The sequence below is a fragment of the Micromonospora coerulea genome (assembly GCF_016598485.1).
Taxonomy (GTDB): domain Bacteria; phylum Actinomycetota; class Actinomycetes; order Mycobacteriales; family Micromonosporaceae; genus Micromonospora; species Micromonospora coerulea.
On sequence record NZ_JAEMUW010000009.1, the window covers coordinates 93,566 to 109,124 of the forward strand.

General features: G+C 71.0%; 18 protein-coding genes. 11 read left to right on the top strand and 7 right to left on the bottom strand.

Annotation, left to right across the window (positions count from 1 at the left end):
- The first annotated feature begins 60 nt into the window (after positions 1-60).
- The 3 genes from I8N68_RS14070 (at position 61) to I8N68_RS14080 (ending at position 2,670) form a co-directional block, all read left to right on the top strand.
- Positions 61-1,272, top strand: coding sequence for an MFS transporter (locus I8N68_RS14070; RefSeq protein ID WP_307812821.1), 1,212 nt, complete (start codon positions 61-63; stop codon positions 1,270-1,272).
- Positions 1,273-1,446: 174 nt separating this feature from the next.
- Positions 1,447-1,839 (top strand): DUF2267 domain-containing protein, encoded by a 393-nt coding sequence (locus I8N68_RS14075; RefSeq protein WP_200210406.1) that lies wholly within the window; start codon positions 1,447-1,449, stop codon positions 1,837-1,839.
- Positions 1,840-1,923: 84 nt separating this feature from the next.
- A complete protein-coding gene (locus I8N68_RS14080; protein WP_200210407.1) occupies positions 1,924-2,670 on the top strand; it encodes a hypothetical protein in 747 nt (248 codons plus the stop codon).
- 33 nt (positions 2,671-2,703) lie between these two features.
- On the opposite strand, the gene I8N68_RS14085 is transcribed toward I8N68_RS14080, so the two are convergent.
- Positions 2,704-3,924 (bottom strand): YncE family protein, encoded by a 1,221-nt coding sequence (locus I8N68_RS14085; RefSeq protein ID WP_307812822.1) that lies wholly within the window; start codon positions 3,922-3,924, stop codon positions 2,704-2,706.
- A gap of 113 nt (positions 3,925-4,037) precedes the next feature.
- On the opposite strand from I8N68_RS14085, the gene I8N68_RS14090 reads away from it, so the two are divergent.
- The 3 genes from I8N68_RS14090 (at position 4,038) to I8N68_RS14100 (ending at position 5,989) form a co-directional block, all read left to right on the top strand.
- Positions 4,038-4,619: an RNA polymerase sigma factor gene (locus tag I8N68_RS14090; protein ID WP_200210409.1), complete on the top strand. Its 582-nt coding sequence runs from the start codon at positions 4,038-4,040 to the stop codon at positions 4,617-4,619.
- On the top strand, positions 4,612-5,331 hold the full coding sequence (locus I8N68_RS14095; protein ID WP_200210410.1) for a hypothetical protein: 720 nt from the start codon (positions 4,612-4,614) through the stop codon (positions 5,329-5,331). The genes I8N68_RS14090 and I8N68_RS14095 overlap by 8 nt, the downstream gene beginning before the upstream one ends.
- 133 nt (positions 5,332-5,464) lie before the next feature.
- Positions 5,465-5,989 (top strand): hypothetical protein, encoded by a 525-nt coding sequence (locus tag I8N68_RS14100; protein ID WP_200210411.1) that lies wholly within the window; start codon positions 5,465-5,467, stop codon positions 5,987-5,989.
- A 108-nt stretch (positions 5,990-6,097) separates the two neighbouring features.
- Here I8N68_RS14100 and I8N68_RS14105 read toward each other — a convergent pair whose 3' ends face one another.
- Complete coding sequence (locus tag I8N68_RS14105; RefSeq protein ID WP_200210412.1) at positions 6,098-6,517, bottom strand: MmcQ/YjbR family DNA-binding protein; 420 nt, start codon at positions 6,515-6,517, stop codon at positions 6,098-6,100.
- Positions 6,518-6,655: 138 nt separating this feature from the next.
- On the opposite strand from I8N68_RS14105, the gene I8N68_RS14110 reads away from it, so the two are divergent.
- Complete coding sequence (locus tag I8N68_RS14110; RefSeq protein WP_200210413.1) at positions 6,656-7,771, top strand: WD40/YVTN/BNR-like repeat-containing protein; 1,116 nt, start codon at positions 6,656-6,658, stop codon at positions 7,769-7,771.
- Positions 7,768-8,076 carry a MoaD/ThiS family protein gene (locus tag I8N68_RS14115; protein WP_200210414.1) on the top strand — a complete coding sequence of 103 codons (309 nt, stop codon included), beginning with the start codon at positions 7,768-7,770 and terminating at the stop codon, positions 8,074-8,076. The genes I8N68_RS14110 and I8N68_RS14115 overlap by 4 nt, the downstream gene beginning before the upstream one ends.
- A 340-nt stretch (positions 8,077-8,416) precedes the next feature.
- Here I8N68_RS14115 and I8N68_RS14120 read toward each other — a convergent pair whose 3' ends face one another.
- The gene (locus tag I8N68_RS14120; protein WP_200210415.1) at positions 8,417-8,668 is read right to left on the bottom strand and encodes a hypothetical protein; all 252 of its coding nucleotides are present in this window, start codon (positions 8,666-8,668) and stop codon (positions 8,417-8,419) included.
- Positions 8,669-8,767: 99 nt separating this feature from the next.
- On the opposite strand from I8N68_RS14120, the gene I8N68_RS14125 reads away from it, so the two are divergent.
- Positions 8,768-9,640, top strand: a complete 873-nt coding sequence (locus tag I8N68_RS14125; RefSeq protein WP_200210416.1) for a class I SAM-dependent methyltransferase — start codon at positions 8,768-8,770, stop codon at positions 9,638-9,640.
- 56 nt (positions 9,641-9,696) lie between these two features.
- Here I8N68_RS14125 and I8N68_RS14130 read toward each other — a convergent pair whose 3' ends face one another.
- Genes I8N68_RS14130 through I8N68_RS14140 form a run of 3 tightly spaced genes read right to left on the bottom strand, consistent with a single transcriptional unit; the run spans position 9,697 to position 13,181 of the window.
- Positions 9,697-11,151 carry an acyl-CoA synthetase gene (locus tag I8N68_RS14130; RefSeq protein ID WP_234039656.1) on the bottom strand — a complete coding sequence of 485 codons (1,455 nt, stop codon included), beginning with the start codon at positions 11,149-11,151 and terminating at the stop codon, positions 9,697-9,699.
- Positions 11,136-11,882, bottom strand: coding sequence for an enoyl-CoA hydratase (locus I8N68_RS14135; RefSeq protein ID WP_200210417.1), 747 nt, complete (start codon positions 11,880-11,882; stop codon positions 11,136-11,138). The genes I8N68_RS14130 and I8N68_RS14135 overlap by 16 nt, the downstream gene beginning before the upstream one ends.
- A 39-nt stretch (positions 11,883-11,921) precedes the next feature.
- Positions 11,922-13,181, bottom strand: a complete 1,260-nt coding sequence (locus I8N68_RS14140; RefSeq protein WP_200210418.1) for a CaiB/BaiF CoA transferase family protein — start codon at positions 13,179-13,181, stop codon at positions 11,922-11,924.
- Positions 13,182-13,326: 145 nt separating this feature from the next.
- Here I8N68_RS14140 and I8N68_RS14145 point away from each other — a divergent pair, with 145 nt between their 5' ends.
- Together I8N68_RS14145 and I8N68_RS14150 are read left to right on the top strand one after the other, a co-directional pair.
- Positions 13,327-14,115 (top strand): GntR family transcriptional regulator, encoded by a 789-nt coding sequence (locus tag I8N68_RS14145; RefSeq protein WP_200210419.1) that lies wholly within the window; start codon positions 13,327-13,329, stop codon positions 14,113-14,115.
- The gene (locus I8N68_RS14150) at positions 14,112-14,645 is read left to right on the top strand and encodes a gamma carbonic anhydrase family protein (protein WP_200210420.1); all 534 of its coding nucleotides are present in this window, start codon (positions 14,112-14,114) and stop codon (positions 14,643-14,645) included. The genes I8N68_RS14145 and I8N68_RS14150 overlap by 4 nt, the downstream gene beginning before the upstream one ends.
- 15 nt (positions 14,646-14,660) lie before the next feature.
- Here the strand turns inward: I8N68_RS14150 and I8N68_RS14155 are convergent, their stop codons facing one another.
- Entirely contained in the window at positions 14,661-15,488 is an 828-nt protein-coding gene (locus I8N68_RS14155; protein ID WP_307812823.1) for an IclR family transcriptional regulator, read from the bottom strand.
- Positions 15,489-15,559: the final 71 nt, after the last annotated feature.

A 15,559-nucleotide genomic window follows, 5' to 3' on the forward strand; every position in this document is an offset into this window, starting at 1 on the left:
TCACCGGGGCGCCGCGCTGATCCACGCCCGGCCAGCTTGCCGTTAGGCCAAACTGCATGGGTGAAAAGCACCACGCTCACCGTCAGGTGGACGCCGTGGCGCTTCGTGACCGCGTTCGGTGTGGTCAGCCTGCTGTCGGACGTGGTGTACGAGGGCGCCCGCTCGGTCATCGGCCCCTACCTGGCCACCTTCGGCGCGTCCGCGACCCTCGTCGGGCTGGTCACCGGCGTAGGGGAGGCGTTCGCCCTGGCCGGGCGGCTGGGCACCGGACCCCTCGCCGACCGTACCCGGGCCTACTGGCCGCTCGTCCTGGTCGGCTACGCCGTGACCATGGTCGCCGTGCCCGCCCTCGGGCTGACCACCGCGCTGTGGCTGGCTGCGGCGCTGTTCATCGCGGAGCGTGCCGGCAAGGCGATCCGCGGCCCGGCCAGGGATGTCATGATCTCTCACGCCGCTGCGGCAGTCGGCCGCGGCAAGGGCTTCGCCGTCCATGAGGCGCTCGACCAGGCCGGCGGCGTCGCCGGGCCGTTGCTGGTCGCCGCCGTACTGGCCGCCACCGCCCACAACTACCGGCCCGCGTTCCTCGCCCTGGCCGTACCCGCGGTGGCCGGGATGCTCGTGCTGCTGTGGCTACGCGCCGGCGTGCCGGATCCGGGTCGCTTCGAACCGGGCCCTCGACCCGGCGCGGCGCCCGCCCCGCCGAGCGGTCGGCTGCCCCGCGAGTTCTGGATCTATCTGGCGTTCACGGTGCTGACCACGGCCGGCTACGCCACCTTCGGAGTGCTCAGCTTCCACCTCGCCACCCGCGACGTCGTACCGGTGGCGGTGGTCCCCGTCGTGTATGCCGGCGCGATGGGGGTCGACGCGCTCGCCGCGCTGGCCTCCGGGTGGCTGTACGACCGGGTCGGCGTCCGGGTGCTGGCCGCCGTACCCGTGCTGACCGCCCTGATCCCGCTGGCTGCCTTCACCACCACCCCGCTGATCGCGGTCGCCGGGGTCCTGGCCTGGGGCGCGGTGCTCGGCATCCAGGAATCCACCATGCGTGCGACCATCGCCGACATCGTCCCCGCCGCGCGGCGGGGCACCGCGTACGGCATCTTCGCCGCCGGGTTGGGCGCGGCGACCCTGGTCGGCGGGCTGCTCACCGGAGCCCTCTACGACTACTCGCTCACCGCCGTGATCGTCACCGTGGCCGGGATCCAGGCCATCGCGCTGGCCATGTTCCTCACCACGGTTCGACCGGCCACGCAGGCCCGAGTTCTTCGCCGGTAATCTGCCGGATCGTCTGTGAGCGGCCGAGGAGTTCCGGCCCGCCGTCGGCCTCAGGCAGTCACGGCCACGTCGCACGGCCTCCCACAGGCGCCGTTTTGCCAGACAGCGCTCGGGTAAGCGGCGCTCGTCGGCTCAGGAGTGGAGACGCGACGCAGGGTCCGGGAGGGAGAACCCGTGAACTACGCCGAGTTTCTCGAAGCGGTGGGGAAGCGGGCGGGAATGCCGGTGACGGAGGCGGCGAACGTCATCCGAGCCACGCTCACGACGCTGACGGAACGGATCAGTGGCGGCGAGGCCCGCGACCTGGCCACGCAGCTCCCCGAGGAGTTCCGGGGGTACCTGCACAAGGAAGTGGACTTCGCCGAACAGCTCGACCTCGTGGAGTTCCTCAATGAGGTACGGGCGCACGCGGGAGTGGATGACCAGCGGACCGCTGAGGGCGCCCGCGCGGTACTGATCACCCTGCGCGAGGCGGTGAGTGCCGATGAACTCGAGAACCTGGAAGCCGAGCTGCCGAAGGACATCCGGCAGCTCCTTTACCCGGTTGGCCGCGGAGTCGGGGCATGATCCGGCCAGGTCCGACGCGTTGGCCCCGGGCGGTGCTGGTCGGGGCAGGCGTTGGTCGCCGGTCGTTTCGGGTACGCGGAGTAAATGGCTGAGCTGCTTGAGGACGGGGACATCTACTTCCTCTACCGGCCCCGCGTCGAGGAGGAGCACGTCGACTCCCTGGACGAGGTGCAGCGGCTGTTGGTGGTGATGCACCCGTGGCAGGGGCGGCACCTGCGGATGCTCGTGGTCGGGCGCAAACGGCTGCCCGACATCGACGAGCACAACCGGTTCTGGGCGTTCGTCGACGAGGTGGTGGACCGGCCCGAGCAGTTGCACGAGGCACTGCAGGCACGCAGGTACGCCACGAAGACCCGCGCCGAACGGGAGCAGCCCCCGGCCCGGCCCGCGGCGGAGGGCGCTTACGTGATCGCGCGACATGACGACCACACCCATCTCGCGTACGAACTCGAACTCCCGACCCGGCCCGGCGAGGCGCAGCACGACCTCGGCATCGAGTCGGAGGCGAGTTACATCGTCACGGTGAAGAACCCGCAGGCGCCCTCCCCACCGGGCGTCGGTCTGCGTGGTTCCCAAAAGGTCAAGCTGCCCGCTCCACTGCAGAAAACCTTCCACGGTCGACGCTTCGCCCCGCTCGACCCGCCCGGCTTCCTCGACCACCCCGGGACCGAGATCCTGCTGATCGGCGCGGCCCACGACGCCTCCGAGGAGTTGTGCATCGACCTGGACGCGGAGGTTGAGCGAGCGGACCGGAGCACCATCTTCGGGGATCTGCGGATCGGGCGTCGGGAGCGCCCGATCGCTCCGCTCTTCGAGGGCGAATGGGCCTGACCCGTGCAGGTGTGACGGGCTAGACCCGCATCCTCACTGTCCGGCGTTGCCGGCCAGGCCGTGCACGCCGACGAGACCGGGGACAGCGACGCGGCCCAGCTCGGCGCCGGTGCCGGGATCGTGCCAGCTCACGCCATCGTTCTGACCCACGTAGAGGCGTCTGCCGTCGCGGCTCAGCACCAGGCCGGACACGGGTTCCCGGACCCGCCAGTCAGCCGTGCGGCCGAGGCGCGTGAGGTCCATCGCCCGTACCACCGTGGCGGCGCCGATGAAGAGGCGGTCGGTGTCGGCGGCGGCGTGTGCGGTGCCGGCGCCCCTGGACTGCGGGGCTGTCCGACGTACGGTCAGCTCCTCAGTGTCGATCTCGGCGACGGTGCCCGACGTGACGTCGGCGACGAAGAGCCGACCTCCGTCGGGGCTGATCGTCATGGCGTGGCCGTTCGCGGCAGCCTGACCGAACGGGTGCGGCAGGTCGATGCAGTACGCCCATCGCTCGTTGACGCTCAGCGTGTGGACGAACGCGTGCACGTTGCCCGGCCGCCCGCTGACCAGGTTACGGGTGTGCTGGTGGTCCGGCTGGTGGGTGTAGAGCGTGTAGAGGGTGGTGAAATCCGGCGCGAGCACGGCCTGGCGTCCGTCGCCGCGCATCTCCTCCTCGGCGCCGGGCGGCACCGGCGTCTTGGTGCGGGTGTAGAGCGGGCCCGGCGTCCTGGTGGCGAGATCGACGACGCGGACCCGGTAGCGGTCCGGTGCCGTCGCCGGGAGCCACTCGAGGACGAAGAGCCCGGTGAGATCTCCGGTGAACGTCTCCGGCACGAAGTTGCCCCGCAACTCCAGCCGGTGCTGGACGCCGGTGACGTCGGCGATCAGCACGGGGGTCACGTCCCGCCCCTCCGGGCGCCCCTTGGTGGCATTCACCTCGTTCGCCGTAAAGGCCACCGTCGTACCGCTGACCGAGACGGCCTGCGGCACCCAGTGTCCGGGCAGCTTGATCCGAGTGGAGGTGCCGCCCGTGGCGGTGTCGATCCGCCAGAAGGCGGTGTCGGCGCCCTCGGGCGCGGTCGCGTAGATCGCCCGCCCGTCGGCGGTGGCGAGCGAACGCGGGATGGTCTGCCGGTCCGCACCGCGCAGTACGCCGAGCCCGTCGTCGACCTCGACGAGCAGTGCGTCGGGGATCGTGACGGCACGGGCCTGGTTCGGGCGCCGAACTGGATCGCAGCCGACCAACGCTGCGGTGCCCGCACCGGCGAGCACGGTCAGAACCGTGCGACGCGAGATCCTTGTGGTTGCCATCATGCCCCGGTGACACCGCCACACCCGCCGAGGTTCCACGCGGCGCCTGGAACCCACACCGGGCGGGCGGTGTCATGAGGGTGATCCCACCGGAGGTTCCACTGGACGACGAAGAGCTCGTCACCCGCGCGCGGGCCGGTGACCTGGGGGCGTACGACCTCCTGGTCGCCCGGCACACCGCGTCCGCCTACCGGACCGCGGTGCTGCTCGGCGCGGGTTCGGATGCGGAGGACGTCATCCAGGAGGCGTTCGTGAAGGGATACCGCAAGCTGTCCCGCTATCGGGCAGAGTCGTCCTTCCGCTCGTGGCTCCTCGCGATCGTCGCCAACGAGACCCGCAACCTGCACCGCTCACGCAGCCGACGGGACGGACTCGTCCTGCGGGCCGCGGCGGCGAACCCGGAGTCGGAGATGACCGAGGACGGTGCGGTGGGCGGCGTGCTCGCCGCCGAGCGCCGGGCCACGCTGGTGCGGGCCCTGCGGTCGCTGCCGGTGAAGGACCGTGAGGTGATCGTGTGCCGGTTCCTCCTTGATCTCAGCGAGGAGGAGACCGTGACGATGCTGGGCTGGCCCCGAGGCACGGTGAAGTCGCGGACGTCCCGAGCGCTGGTGAAGCTCCGCGGCCTGCTCGACCGCGAGGGGGTGTGCCGTGGATGACCTCGAACGGGAGTTGCGTGACCTCGCCGAGTGGCTCGAGACACCCGACGCGCCCGACGTGACCGACGACGTACGCGCCCGACTGGCCGCGCCCGCGCGGTGGCGACGCCGGTGGCGCTACTACCTCGCCGTGGCACTCGTCGCCGTGCTCGTCGCGGTGCTGCCGCCGGGGCGGGCCGCCCTCGCCGACGCCGTGGCGGGGCTGCTGCGCTTCTCCGGAATCATCATCGACACGTCGTCGGCGCCGGTCCCGCCCACCGGCAGTCCGTCGCCGCTGCCGTCGCAGCGGCCCGCCTCCCTCCACGAGGCGCAGGGGATGCTCCGCTTCCCGATCCGCCTCCCGGCGAAGCTGGGCCCGCCCGAGCAGGTGCTGGTCGCCGACGTCGATGGCACGGGCGCCTACCGGGTGGTCACCCTGCTCTACCGCGGGGGTGCGCTGCGCCTCGATGCCTTCGACGGTCGCCTCGATCCGGTCTTCCAGAAGCAGGCCGCCGGGCCGGGCGTGGAGTGGGTCCAGGTCGACGGTGGCTTCGCGGTCTGGATCGGCGGCCCGCACGCGCTGGCCTACGTGGATCGGGCGGGCACGGTCCACGTGGAGACCGCGCGGCTCGCCGCCTCGACCCTGATCTGGGAGGAGGCGGGCGTGAGCTACCGGCTGGAAGGCGACCTCACCAAGGGCGAGGCGATCGAGATCGCGAACTCGCTGAGTTGAGGGAGGGACGGTGAGTGCTCTCGGGGTGACAGTCGAGCCGGCAGGTCCGGGGAACCCGGAGGGCCCGACCGGTGTCCTGATGGTGCGAGGCACGAGTCATCGGCGGGCGCGGCGTTTGTCCGGAGGGCGCGAGATGGGTTCATGGGGCAGGGTGTTGCTGGGGTCGGCGGTCCTGCTGGCCGGGTGCACGACCACGGGGCGGTCAGCCACGCCGGCCGGCGCTGCGGGCACCACGGCCCCGGCGAGCCCGCCGGCGAGCGCCGCGTCGGGCTGCGGCTCACGGGTCGAGACGGGTGTCCTGCCTGACTGGGCGGACGCCGGGTTCAGCCGGGAGGCCCGGATCCCGCACGTCTTCGGCGCGGAGGGGGACATCGTCGCGGTGCTGTTCGGTCACCCGCTGGCGCTGGGCCGGGACGAGGGGCCCGCCAACAAGATCCTCTGGGTCGCGAAGCCTGCGGTGACGTCGTCCGAGACGGCGTCGCCCGCCACCCTGGCGATCACCGCGACGCTGCAGGGGACCGACACGCGGGTGACCCGGGAGGTTCCCGGCGGCCCCGGCCCGTCGATCATCGACATGCCGCGGGCCGGGTGCTGGCACCTCGAACTCCACTGGTCGGGGCACACCGACACCATGGACCTCGTCTACGCCGAGGGCTAGCGTAACGCCCAGCACCGTTTTGACGGCGTGGCGACGTGAGACGTGGAGAGCCTACGGCGGTAACCGATGATGCTGGCGACCCGTGGGCGTCGGACGCCCGGAGTTCGGCTACTCGAGATCGATCGGCCGGTCGACCAGGGCGGCCAGCCGCTTCGGCGCCAGGACGCAGTAGCTCTCCGTGAGCAGTTCGGCGACCTCGTCCCAGTCGACCCCGTCGTCGAGCACCATGCCAACGACGTCGGCGCCCCAGTCCGGCTTGAAGAACGGGTGGCCGCTGGCGATCAGCCCGGCGATCTCGTCGCCGGGCGACCGGAACGTCAGCACGCAGATCGGCTGGTCGGTCGTGGCAGCTCGGGCGTAGGCCGCCTGATGGTCGGGGTCGACCGTGAGCACGTGGGCGAACGTGCGTTTGCGGATCCGCCAGCGCGTGCCCACCCACGCCGGCTCCTCGTAGGTCTCCGGCAGCCCGAGGCAGACGGGCCGGAGCCGGTGAAGGATCTCGGGTGGGACGTCCCCAGGGCCAGTCATGTGCGGGACGCTATCCGGCCCCTCGGACAGGGCGGCGACGTCGATTCGTCGTACCGGGGGAGTACGACTGGCGGAGACCGATGAGTATCGGCGCGGTGGACGGTCTACCCAAGGGAAACGAGTGGAGAGGATGAGGGCATGAGCGGCGTACGGGTGCTGGTAGGCACGCGCAAGGGCGCGTTCACGTTGACGTCGGACGGCAGGCGCGGCGACTGGACGGTCGACGGGCCTCATTTCGGCGGCTGGGAGATCTACCACCTGACCGGGTCGCCGGCCGACCCGAACCGGCTCTACGCGTCCCAGTCCGGCGGCTGGTTCGGGCAGTTGATCCAGCGCTCGGACGATGGCGGCAAAAACTGGACCACCGTCGGCAATGACTTCGCCTACTCGGGCGAGGTCGGCGAGCACCTGTGGTACGACGGCACCCCACGCCCGTGGGAGTTCAAGCGCGTCTGGCACCTCGAGCCGTCCCGCGACGACCCCGACACGGTGTACGCGGGTGCGGAGGACGCCGCCCTCTACGTCACCACCGACGGCGGTCAGAAGTGGACGGAGCTCACCGCCCTTCGTACCCACCCGACCGGGCCGTCGTGGCAGCCCGGCGCCGGCGGCATGTGCCTGCACACGATCATCCTGGACCCGGTGAACAAGGACCGGATCTACGTCGCCATCTCGGCGGCGGGCGCGTTCCGTAGCGACGACGCCGGCGCCAGCTGGCTGCCGATCAACAAGGGTCTGCGCTCCGGGGAGATCCCCGACCAGGACTCCGAGGTCGGCCACTGCGTGCACCACATCACCCAGCACCCGGCCCGGCCGGACACGCTGTTCATGCAGAAGCACTGGGACGTCATGCGCAGCGACGACGCCGGTGCGAACTGGCGTGAGGTCAGCGGCAACCTGCCGTCGGACTTCGGGTTCCCGATCGCTGTGCATGCGCACGAGCCGGAGACCGTCTACGTCGTGCCGATCAAGAGCGACTCCGAGCACTTCCCGCCCGAGGGCAAGCTGCGCGTCTACCGCAGCCGCACCGGTGGCGACGACTGGGAGCCGTTGACCAAGGGCCTGCCGCAGTCCGACTGCTATGTCAACGTGTACCGGGACGCGATGGCGGTCGACACGCTCGACCCGTGCGGGATCTACTTCGGCACCACCGGTGGCCAGGTCTACCACTCGGCCGACGGAGGCGACAGCTGGGCGCCGATCGTCCGGGACCTGCCGGCCGTGCTGTCCGTGGAAGCCCAGGTGCTGCCGTGATCCGGGTCGTCCTCCCGGCCCACCTGAAGAACCTGGCTCACGTCACCGGCCAGGTAACGCTCGAGGTGACCGGTTCGCATGCCGGGCCGGTCACCCAGCGCCTGGTGTTGGACACCCTCGAGGCGCGATATCCGATGCTGCTCGGCACGATCCGCGACCGCCACAGCGGCAAGCGTCGCGCGTTCGTCCGCTTCTATGCATGCGAGGAGGACCTGTCCAACGAGTCGCCCGACGCGCCACTGCCCGAGCGGGTCGTCGCCGGCGAGGAACCGTTCATCATCCTCGGAGCGATGGCCGGGGGGTAGGCAGGCAGTCGGCGATTGGCGTTCGAGGGGCTTGGCCGCAGAGTAGGGCGTGATCCGAGCCGTTCCCTGGCCCGGCGGCGGTCGGCTGGCGCTCGGACCACGGTCACAACGTGCTGTTGGAGGACCAGGCTAGGGACGTGGTCGTCTGACCATGTTTCTTGACTCAGGGTGGCCAACCGGCGGGCATCGCCTTTTGTCCATGAAAGCGGGCGGCAAAGAAGGCCAAGCAGGCGGACAAACCTTCCGCGATCCCGCCAACTGGCCACTGAGAGAACCTACGGCCGCCGCTCGCGGAACCGACGTTGACGTGGCGGTGAGGACTTGGAGCGGCCCGGGCTGATCAGCCAGTTGTGAGCCGGTCGAGGGTTCCCTGCTTGGGGCTGGCCATGATCGATGTGGCTGCCGGATGCTGGTCCGGGCCGAAGCCGATGGTGGAGGCGAGGCGCCCGTCGGCGGTGAGCAGCCCGGCCAGCTGCGCGCCGTCGCCGGCCAGGTGCACCACCGCGGGTACGCCGTCCGGCGCGACCGCCCGGACCTGGCCGCTGAGGTCACCGGTGTAGTCGGTGTAGTCCACAGCCTCGGCAGCGCCCAACTGTCGTACCAAGTCGGTGGCGGCACCGGGGCGAGCGCCGGTTCCCTTCTCGAAACGGCTGTCCTGATTGCAGACCCGGCGCCCCATCGCGTCGACGCCGTGGCGCCGGGCCTGGAACTGGTGAACCCCGGTACCGTTGACGTCTTGGGTCTCGTTCCGGCTGGTAAGGAAGCGCCTGCGATGCGGTCAAGGGACAACGACGTGGTACGCCATGACCTGATCCGGCGGGAGTTCGCCCGGCAGGCTGGCAGCTTCGAGGACGCACGCCTCAACGGCGCCTTCACCCGGCATCTCCAGCGTCTCGTCGACTTCGCGAGGCCGGACCCAGAGGACGTCTGCCTGGACGTCGCCTGCGGCACCGGACTGGTCGCGCGCGCGCTCGCCGTGCGTGCCCGGCACGTGACCGCGCTTGACGCCACTCCCGAAATGCTGGAGACGGGCAAGGCGCGGGCCGACGCCGAAGGCGTGTCCAACGTGGTGTTCCAACGGGGCGACGCGGCGCGACTGCCCTTCCTCGACGGTTCGTTCTCGCTGGTGATCTCCAGGTTCTCCCTGCACCACGTGGCCGAGCCGGACAAGGTCGCGGCCGAGATGGTACGGGTGTGCCGCGCCGGCGGGCGGGTGGTGGTTGCCGACATGGTGATCAAGCCGGAGCTGCCTGGCGACCCCGACCGGGTGGAGCGGCTGCGCGACCCGTCCCACGGAGCGATGCTCGGTGCCGACGCCATCGTCCGGCTGCTCACGTCGGCCGGGGCGGCGGTCGAGACGTCCGACGTCTTCGACGTCGAGCGTCCGCTTCGTCCCTGGCTCGAGCAGGCGGGTACAGCTGGCGACGTCGCTCGTCAGATCGAGCAGGAGCTGTCCGAAGAGCTCTCCGGCCGCGCTCCGACCGGCCTGCGCCCGCTGACCGTGGACGACGAGCTCTGGTTCACCCAGACGTGGGCACACATCTCCGTGACCGTGCCGTCATGACCGGCCGCGCGACGGGTGTGAAGTGCGGCCCGAACCGGGACGTCGCCTACGAGCTTTTACCCGCCGGCGAGCAGCTTCTTCTGCACCTTGCCCATCGCGTTGCGAGGTAGTTGCTCGACCAGATGGACCTGCCGCGGGCGCTTGTGCGCGGAGATCCGACCGGCCACGAACTCGATGAGCTGCGCCTCGGTCACCGCGTCGGCGACCACGTAGGCGACCACCTGTTGCCCGAGGTCGGGGTGGGGCGCGCCGATCACCGCGGCCTCCCGGACCGCGGGGTGGGCGAGCAGCGCATTCTCCACCTCGCCGGCGCCGATCCGGTACCCGCCACTCTTGATCATGTCGATGGAGGCGCGGCCGATGATCCGGTGCCACCCGTCGGGGTCGATGGTGGCGATGTCCCCGGTACGGAACCAGCCGTCGGAAGTGAACGACTCCCGGTTGGCCTCCGGCCGGTTGAGGTACCCGCTGAACATCATCGGCCCACGTATGTGGAGTTCGCCCGGGGACTCACCGTCGGGCGTCACCGGGGTGCCGTCCTCGCCCACCAGCCTGGTCTCCACCCCGGCGAGTCGCGTGCCGACGAACCCGGGCCGGCGCTCTCCGTCCGCGCGACTGCTGACGGTGATCAGCGTTTCGGTCATCCCGTAGCGCTCGACGGGCGGTTGCCCGGTGAGCTCGGCGAGCTGCTCGAAGACGGGCAGGGGCAGCGGTGCGCTGCCGGAGACCAGCAGCCGCGCCGACGACAGGGCTCGGGCGGCGGACGGAACGGCGCAGACCCTTGACCACACGGTCGGCACGCCGAAGTACAGCGTTCCGGCGGCGGCGGCATAGGCGTCCGGCCTGGGTCGGCCGGTGTGGGCCAGCCGGGACCCGACCCGGAGTGCTCCCAGTACACCGAGCACGAGGCCGTGCACGTGGAACAGGGGGAGACCGTGCACCAACAGATCGGCGGGGGTCCACGACCATGCGTCCGCGAGCGCGTCCAGGTCGGCGGCGATCGCCTGCCGCGGGATGAGGGCTCCCTTCGGCGCTCCCGTGGTGCCGGAGGTGTAGAGGATCAGGGCGGTGCGCTCCGGCGCGGGTTCGGGATAGCTGGTGGCCGAGCGTGCATTCAGGTCGACAGCGGCGACGGGGACTCGCGTACCTGCCAGCGGCGCGGTGCCGTAGCTCGCCGGGGGAACGAGCAGCAGCGAGGCGGCCGAGTCGCGCAGCACGTAGTCCCGTTCGGTGGGACCGGAGTCCGGTGGCACCGGCACGACGGGCACCCCGGCGAGCAGGCCGGCCACGACCGCCACGACGGTCTCCATGCTGGCGGTCGCCCAGATCGCCACCGCGTCGCTGCCGGCGATGCGGTCGGCGAGGGCGGTGGCGGCGGACAACACCGCTTCCCGGGACGCCCGCTGGTCCCCGATCCGGATCGCGTCCGCGTCGTCACCGAACGCCCCGGACAAGGCCGGCAGCAGCACTTCTCCGCTCCCTCGTCGCATCGTGGTCACCGTCCGGTCCATGTCGTCGGCTGCTTCGCGGTGAAGGCCGTGACGGCGGCTCCGAAGTCGTCGCTGCCGTAGACCCGGGAGACGATGTCGTCGCCGTCGGCGCGGCCCCGGCGTAGCCGTCGGATCGCCTCCTTCGTCGCCCACATGGTCAGCGGGGCATGCCCGGCCAGGCGGTCGACGGTCTGCTGGACGGCCGCGTCGAGATCCTCCGTGGACTCGGCCACGAACCCTGCCGCGTGCGCCTCCCGACCGGAGTAGAACTTCGCGTTGAGCAACAGATCCAGGGTACGAGCCGGTCCGAGGTGGTGCAGCAGCAGCGCATAGGTCGGCATCGACAGGCAGTTTCCCAAGGTCCTGGCGATGGGGATCCCGAACCGAGCGTCGGGGGTGGCAAGTCGTAGGTCGCACACGGCGGCGATCGCCAGGCCCGCGCCGACGCAGTAGCCACGGATGGCCGCGACCGTCGGCACGTTGACGTCCTCGAGCCGGTCCAGCACCCGCGTGATCTTCCGCTCGTATTCGACCCCATCGGCGCCGCCGGTGAACTCCGCGAACTGTCTGATGTCGGTGCCGGCGACGAAGGCGCCCCCGCCCGCCCCGCGCAGCACGAGCACCCGCACGTCGTCGTCCGCGTCGGCCCGTTCACACGCCTGGTACAGGCCGTCGTACATCGCCCACGTCATCGCGTTGCGCTGCCTGGGTCGGTTGAAGGTCACGGCGAGGGCCGGGCCCTGCTTTTCCACCAGGACCTCTGAGCGGGAATCGGGCGACGAGGACATGGCCTACCTCCTGGTCGTCGTTGTCGCGGCGGAGCTCGTGGTCGTGGCGCCGCCGACGTCGGCGGCCAGGGCGGCACCGGAGGCGACGAGGTGATCGATCTCCGCCGCGCCGCAACCGGCGGCGAGCAGCACCTCCCGGGTGTCGGCGCCAAGGACGGGTCCCGCGTCTGCGCGCTGAACCGGGGTCTCGGACATACGCATCGGCGAGCCGAGTTGGCGCACCGACCCCAGGGTCGGGTGCGGGGCGTCCCAGAAGAAGCCGCGGGCCGCGAGGTGCTCGTCGGTGAAGACCTCGCCGTAGTCGGCGATCGGGGCGCACGGCACGCCGGCCTTGTTGAGCCGCTCGATGATCTCCGCCGTACTCAACGTGCTCGTCACGGTCTCGATGCTCTCGATGAGCTCCGCGCGGTTCTCCAGGCGGGAGAACGCGTCCGCGTAGCGCGGGTCCGCGAGCAGCCGGGTCAGCCCGAGGGCGTCACAGAACGCCTGCCAGTTGCGCGGAGTGGTGGCGCCGATCGTCACGTAGCCGTCACTGCTGTGCACCGCCTGGTACGGAGCGTTGCTCTGGTGCGCCGAGCCCATCGGGCCACCCACCTCGCCGGTCGCGAAGTACTTTCCCGCCTCCCACACGGCGAAGGACACTCCCGCCTCGAACAGCGAAACGTCGATGTACTGCCCCGTACCGGAGCGGTCCCGTTCCCGGAGTGCGGCGGTGACCGCTAGCGCCAGGTAGAGGCCGCAGACCAGGTCGCAGATCGGCACGCCCACCTTCGCCGGTGGACCGCCGGGGTGGCCGGTGATGCTCATCAGCCCGCTACGCGCCTGCGCCATGATGTCCAACCCCGGCAGATCCGCGAGCGGCCCGTCCTGCCCCCAGCCGGAGGCGGAGGCATACACCAGGCGGGGGTTGATCTCCCGCAGGTCCTGGTAACCGAGACCGAGACGGCGCATGGCGCCGGGACGGAGATTCTCGACGAGGACGTCGGCCCGCTCGACCAGTCGGAGGAACGCCGACCGCGCGTCCGGCGACTTGAGGTCCAGGGCGACCGAGCGCTTGTTGCGGTTGATGCGCACGAACGGCGAGCTCTCCGTCCCGAGGAACGGACCGGTCTGGCGTACCGGGTCACCGCCGGTCGAGTGCTCGACCTTGATGACCTCCGCACCGAGGTCGGCGAGTTGCAGGGCGGCGAACGGCGCCGCCATGAACGCCCCGATCTCCAACACGGTCACTCCGGTCAGGGGCGGCGTGCGTTCGTTGGCCATCGACCTGCCTCCGGGTGATCGGCGCCGGTACGTGATCGCGGGACAACCCGTGCCGCACGGGAGAGCACAGGGTGTTCGGATGGGAAAGCTACCGGTAGAGTCCACCGTTGTCTACAGAAGACAAGGCCCGTGGCGAGGAGTTCCGATGGCGGAGAGGACGACGGTGACGAGGCCGGACGAGATGGCCCGCCGGATCGCGCCTCCGCCGAGCATGGCGCGGCTCGCCGCGGACGCCGTGCGGAAGATGATCCTCACGGGCGAGTTGCAGCCGGGTGACCGCGTGGTGGAGAACCAGCTCACCCACCAGCTCGGTGTGTCCCGGCCACCGTTGCGCGAGGCGTTGCGCGTGCTGGAGCAGGAGGGCCTGCTCGTCCAGCAGCCCCGGCGCGGGGTGATCGTCGTCCCGATCACCCTGCACGACGTGTACGAGATCTTCACGCTCCGCGATCAGCTCGAACGGATGGCGGTCGAGTTCGGCGTACCCGTGCGATCGCCGGATCGTCTCGAGCGCTGCCGGGCGGCGCTACGTGACCTGGAGGACGCCGCCCGGGCCGGCGACGCCGCGACGGTCACGGATCGCGCGTTCGACTTCCATCTGGCCGTGGTGGGGTTGGCCGGCCACCGCCGGCTCGTGGAGTCCTACCGCTCCCTGTCTCTGCAGATGCGGCTCTGCATGGGCATGAACCAGCGGGCCAGGGTGGCCGGCGAGGGACTGTGGGGAATCGTCGAACGGCACCGCGCGATCCTGGCGACCCTGGAGCGCGGGGACCCGCAGGAGGTCCTCGAGATGCTCACCGACCATGGTCAGCACACCTTCGTCCTCGAACTCGGCCACTCGCTCGGCGGCCGCTCGGCCGAGGCGGAGGCCTGGCTGGAACGGCTCGGCCGGTCCCGCTCCGACACTGCCCTTGGACTGGAGGCGCCCCGATCGTGAGCACTCAAGCGCTGGTCGTCCACTTCGGTGACCGCACGCCGAACATCCATCCCGAGGCCTGGGCGGCGCCGGGCTGCACCATCGTCGGCTCCGTCCGGCTGGCGGCCGGTGCCAGCGTCTGGTACGGCTGCGTGCTGCGCGCCGACACCGAGGACATCAGCATCGGCGCCGGCAGCAACATCCAGGACGGTTGCGTCGTGCACGCCGACCCGGACTTTCCGACAGTCGTGGGTTCGGGGGTCTCTGTCGGACACCGCGCCGTGCTGCACGGCTGCACCATCGAGGACGACGTCCTGATCGGCATGGGAGCCGTCGTCCTCAACGGCGCCCGGATAGGCTCCGGCTCGCTGGTCGCCGCAGGTGCGGTGGTGCTGGAGGGTGCGGTGGTCCCGCCCGGCTCGCTGGTCGCGGGTCTGCCCGCGCGGGTGCGGCGTCACCTTTCCGAGGCGGAACGCGTGGGCATCGTGCGCGACGCCGCGGGGTACGTCGAGCGGGCCCGTGCGCACGCCGCGGCGACAGCCCTGCTCTGACGACCGGGCCGGGCGTCAGCCGGCGATGCGATCCGGTCCCGCGGAACGGGGAACGCTGAGTTCGTCGGCCAGGTCCTCGGCGGCCTGACGCAGCAGCGGTACGGCCCGCTCGACCACGTCGGGCGTCATGCGTGGCGCCGGCCCGGAGACCGAGACGGCCAGCCGGTTCGCGATGCCGAGCACCGGTACGGCGACACAGCGCACGCCGATCTCCTGCTCGCCGTCGTCCATGGCGTAGCCCTGGGCCCGTACCCGGTCGATCTCCTCGGCGAACCGGCGTGGTTCGGTGATGGTGTGCTCGGTCTGGGCCGGCATGCCGGTGCGCTCGAGGAGCGTATGCACGTCGCTCGGCGGCAAGTGGGCGAGCAGGGCCTTGCCCACGGCTGTGCAATGCGGGTAGACGCGCCGTCCGACCTCGGTGAACATCCGCATCGACTGCCTGGACTGGACCTGCGCCACGTACACGACGCGGTCACCGTCCAGCATCGCGAGGTTCGCGCTCTCGCCGAGGGCGTCGACGAGTCGGGACAGGTACGGCCGGGACCAGGTGCCCAGCAGGTGGCTCGCGCTGTCGCCGAGCCGGATCAGGCGGGGGCCCAGGGAGTACTGCCGGGACGGCTCCTGCCGGACGTAGCCGAGGTCGACCAGGGTACGGATCAGCCGGTGGATGGTGGGCAGCGCGAGCCCGGACTCCTGGGCGAGCCGGGACAGTCCGATCACGCCTCCGGCGTCCGCCATGATTTCGAGCAGCTCGAAGGCTCTTTCCAGCGACTGGACGCCACCGGGCACCCGACCTTTCGGCTGCGGGCCGTCGCCAGCCAGGTCCAGGTTCGACTCGGTCACTCAGATCCTCCTTCGCCCGGATGCGCCTGGGAGGGTCACCGGCCACGCGGCGCTATTTCCGCATCGCAGAA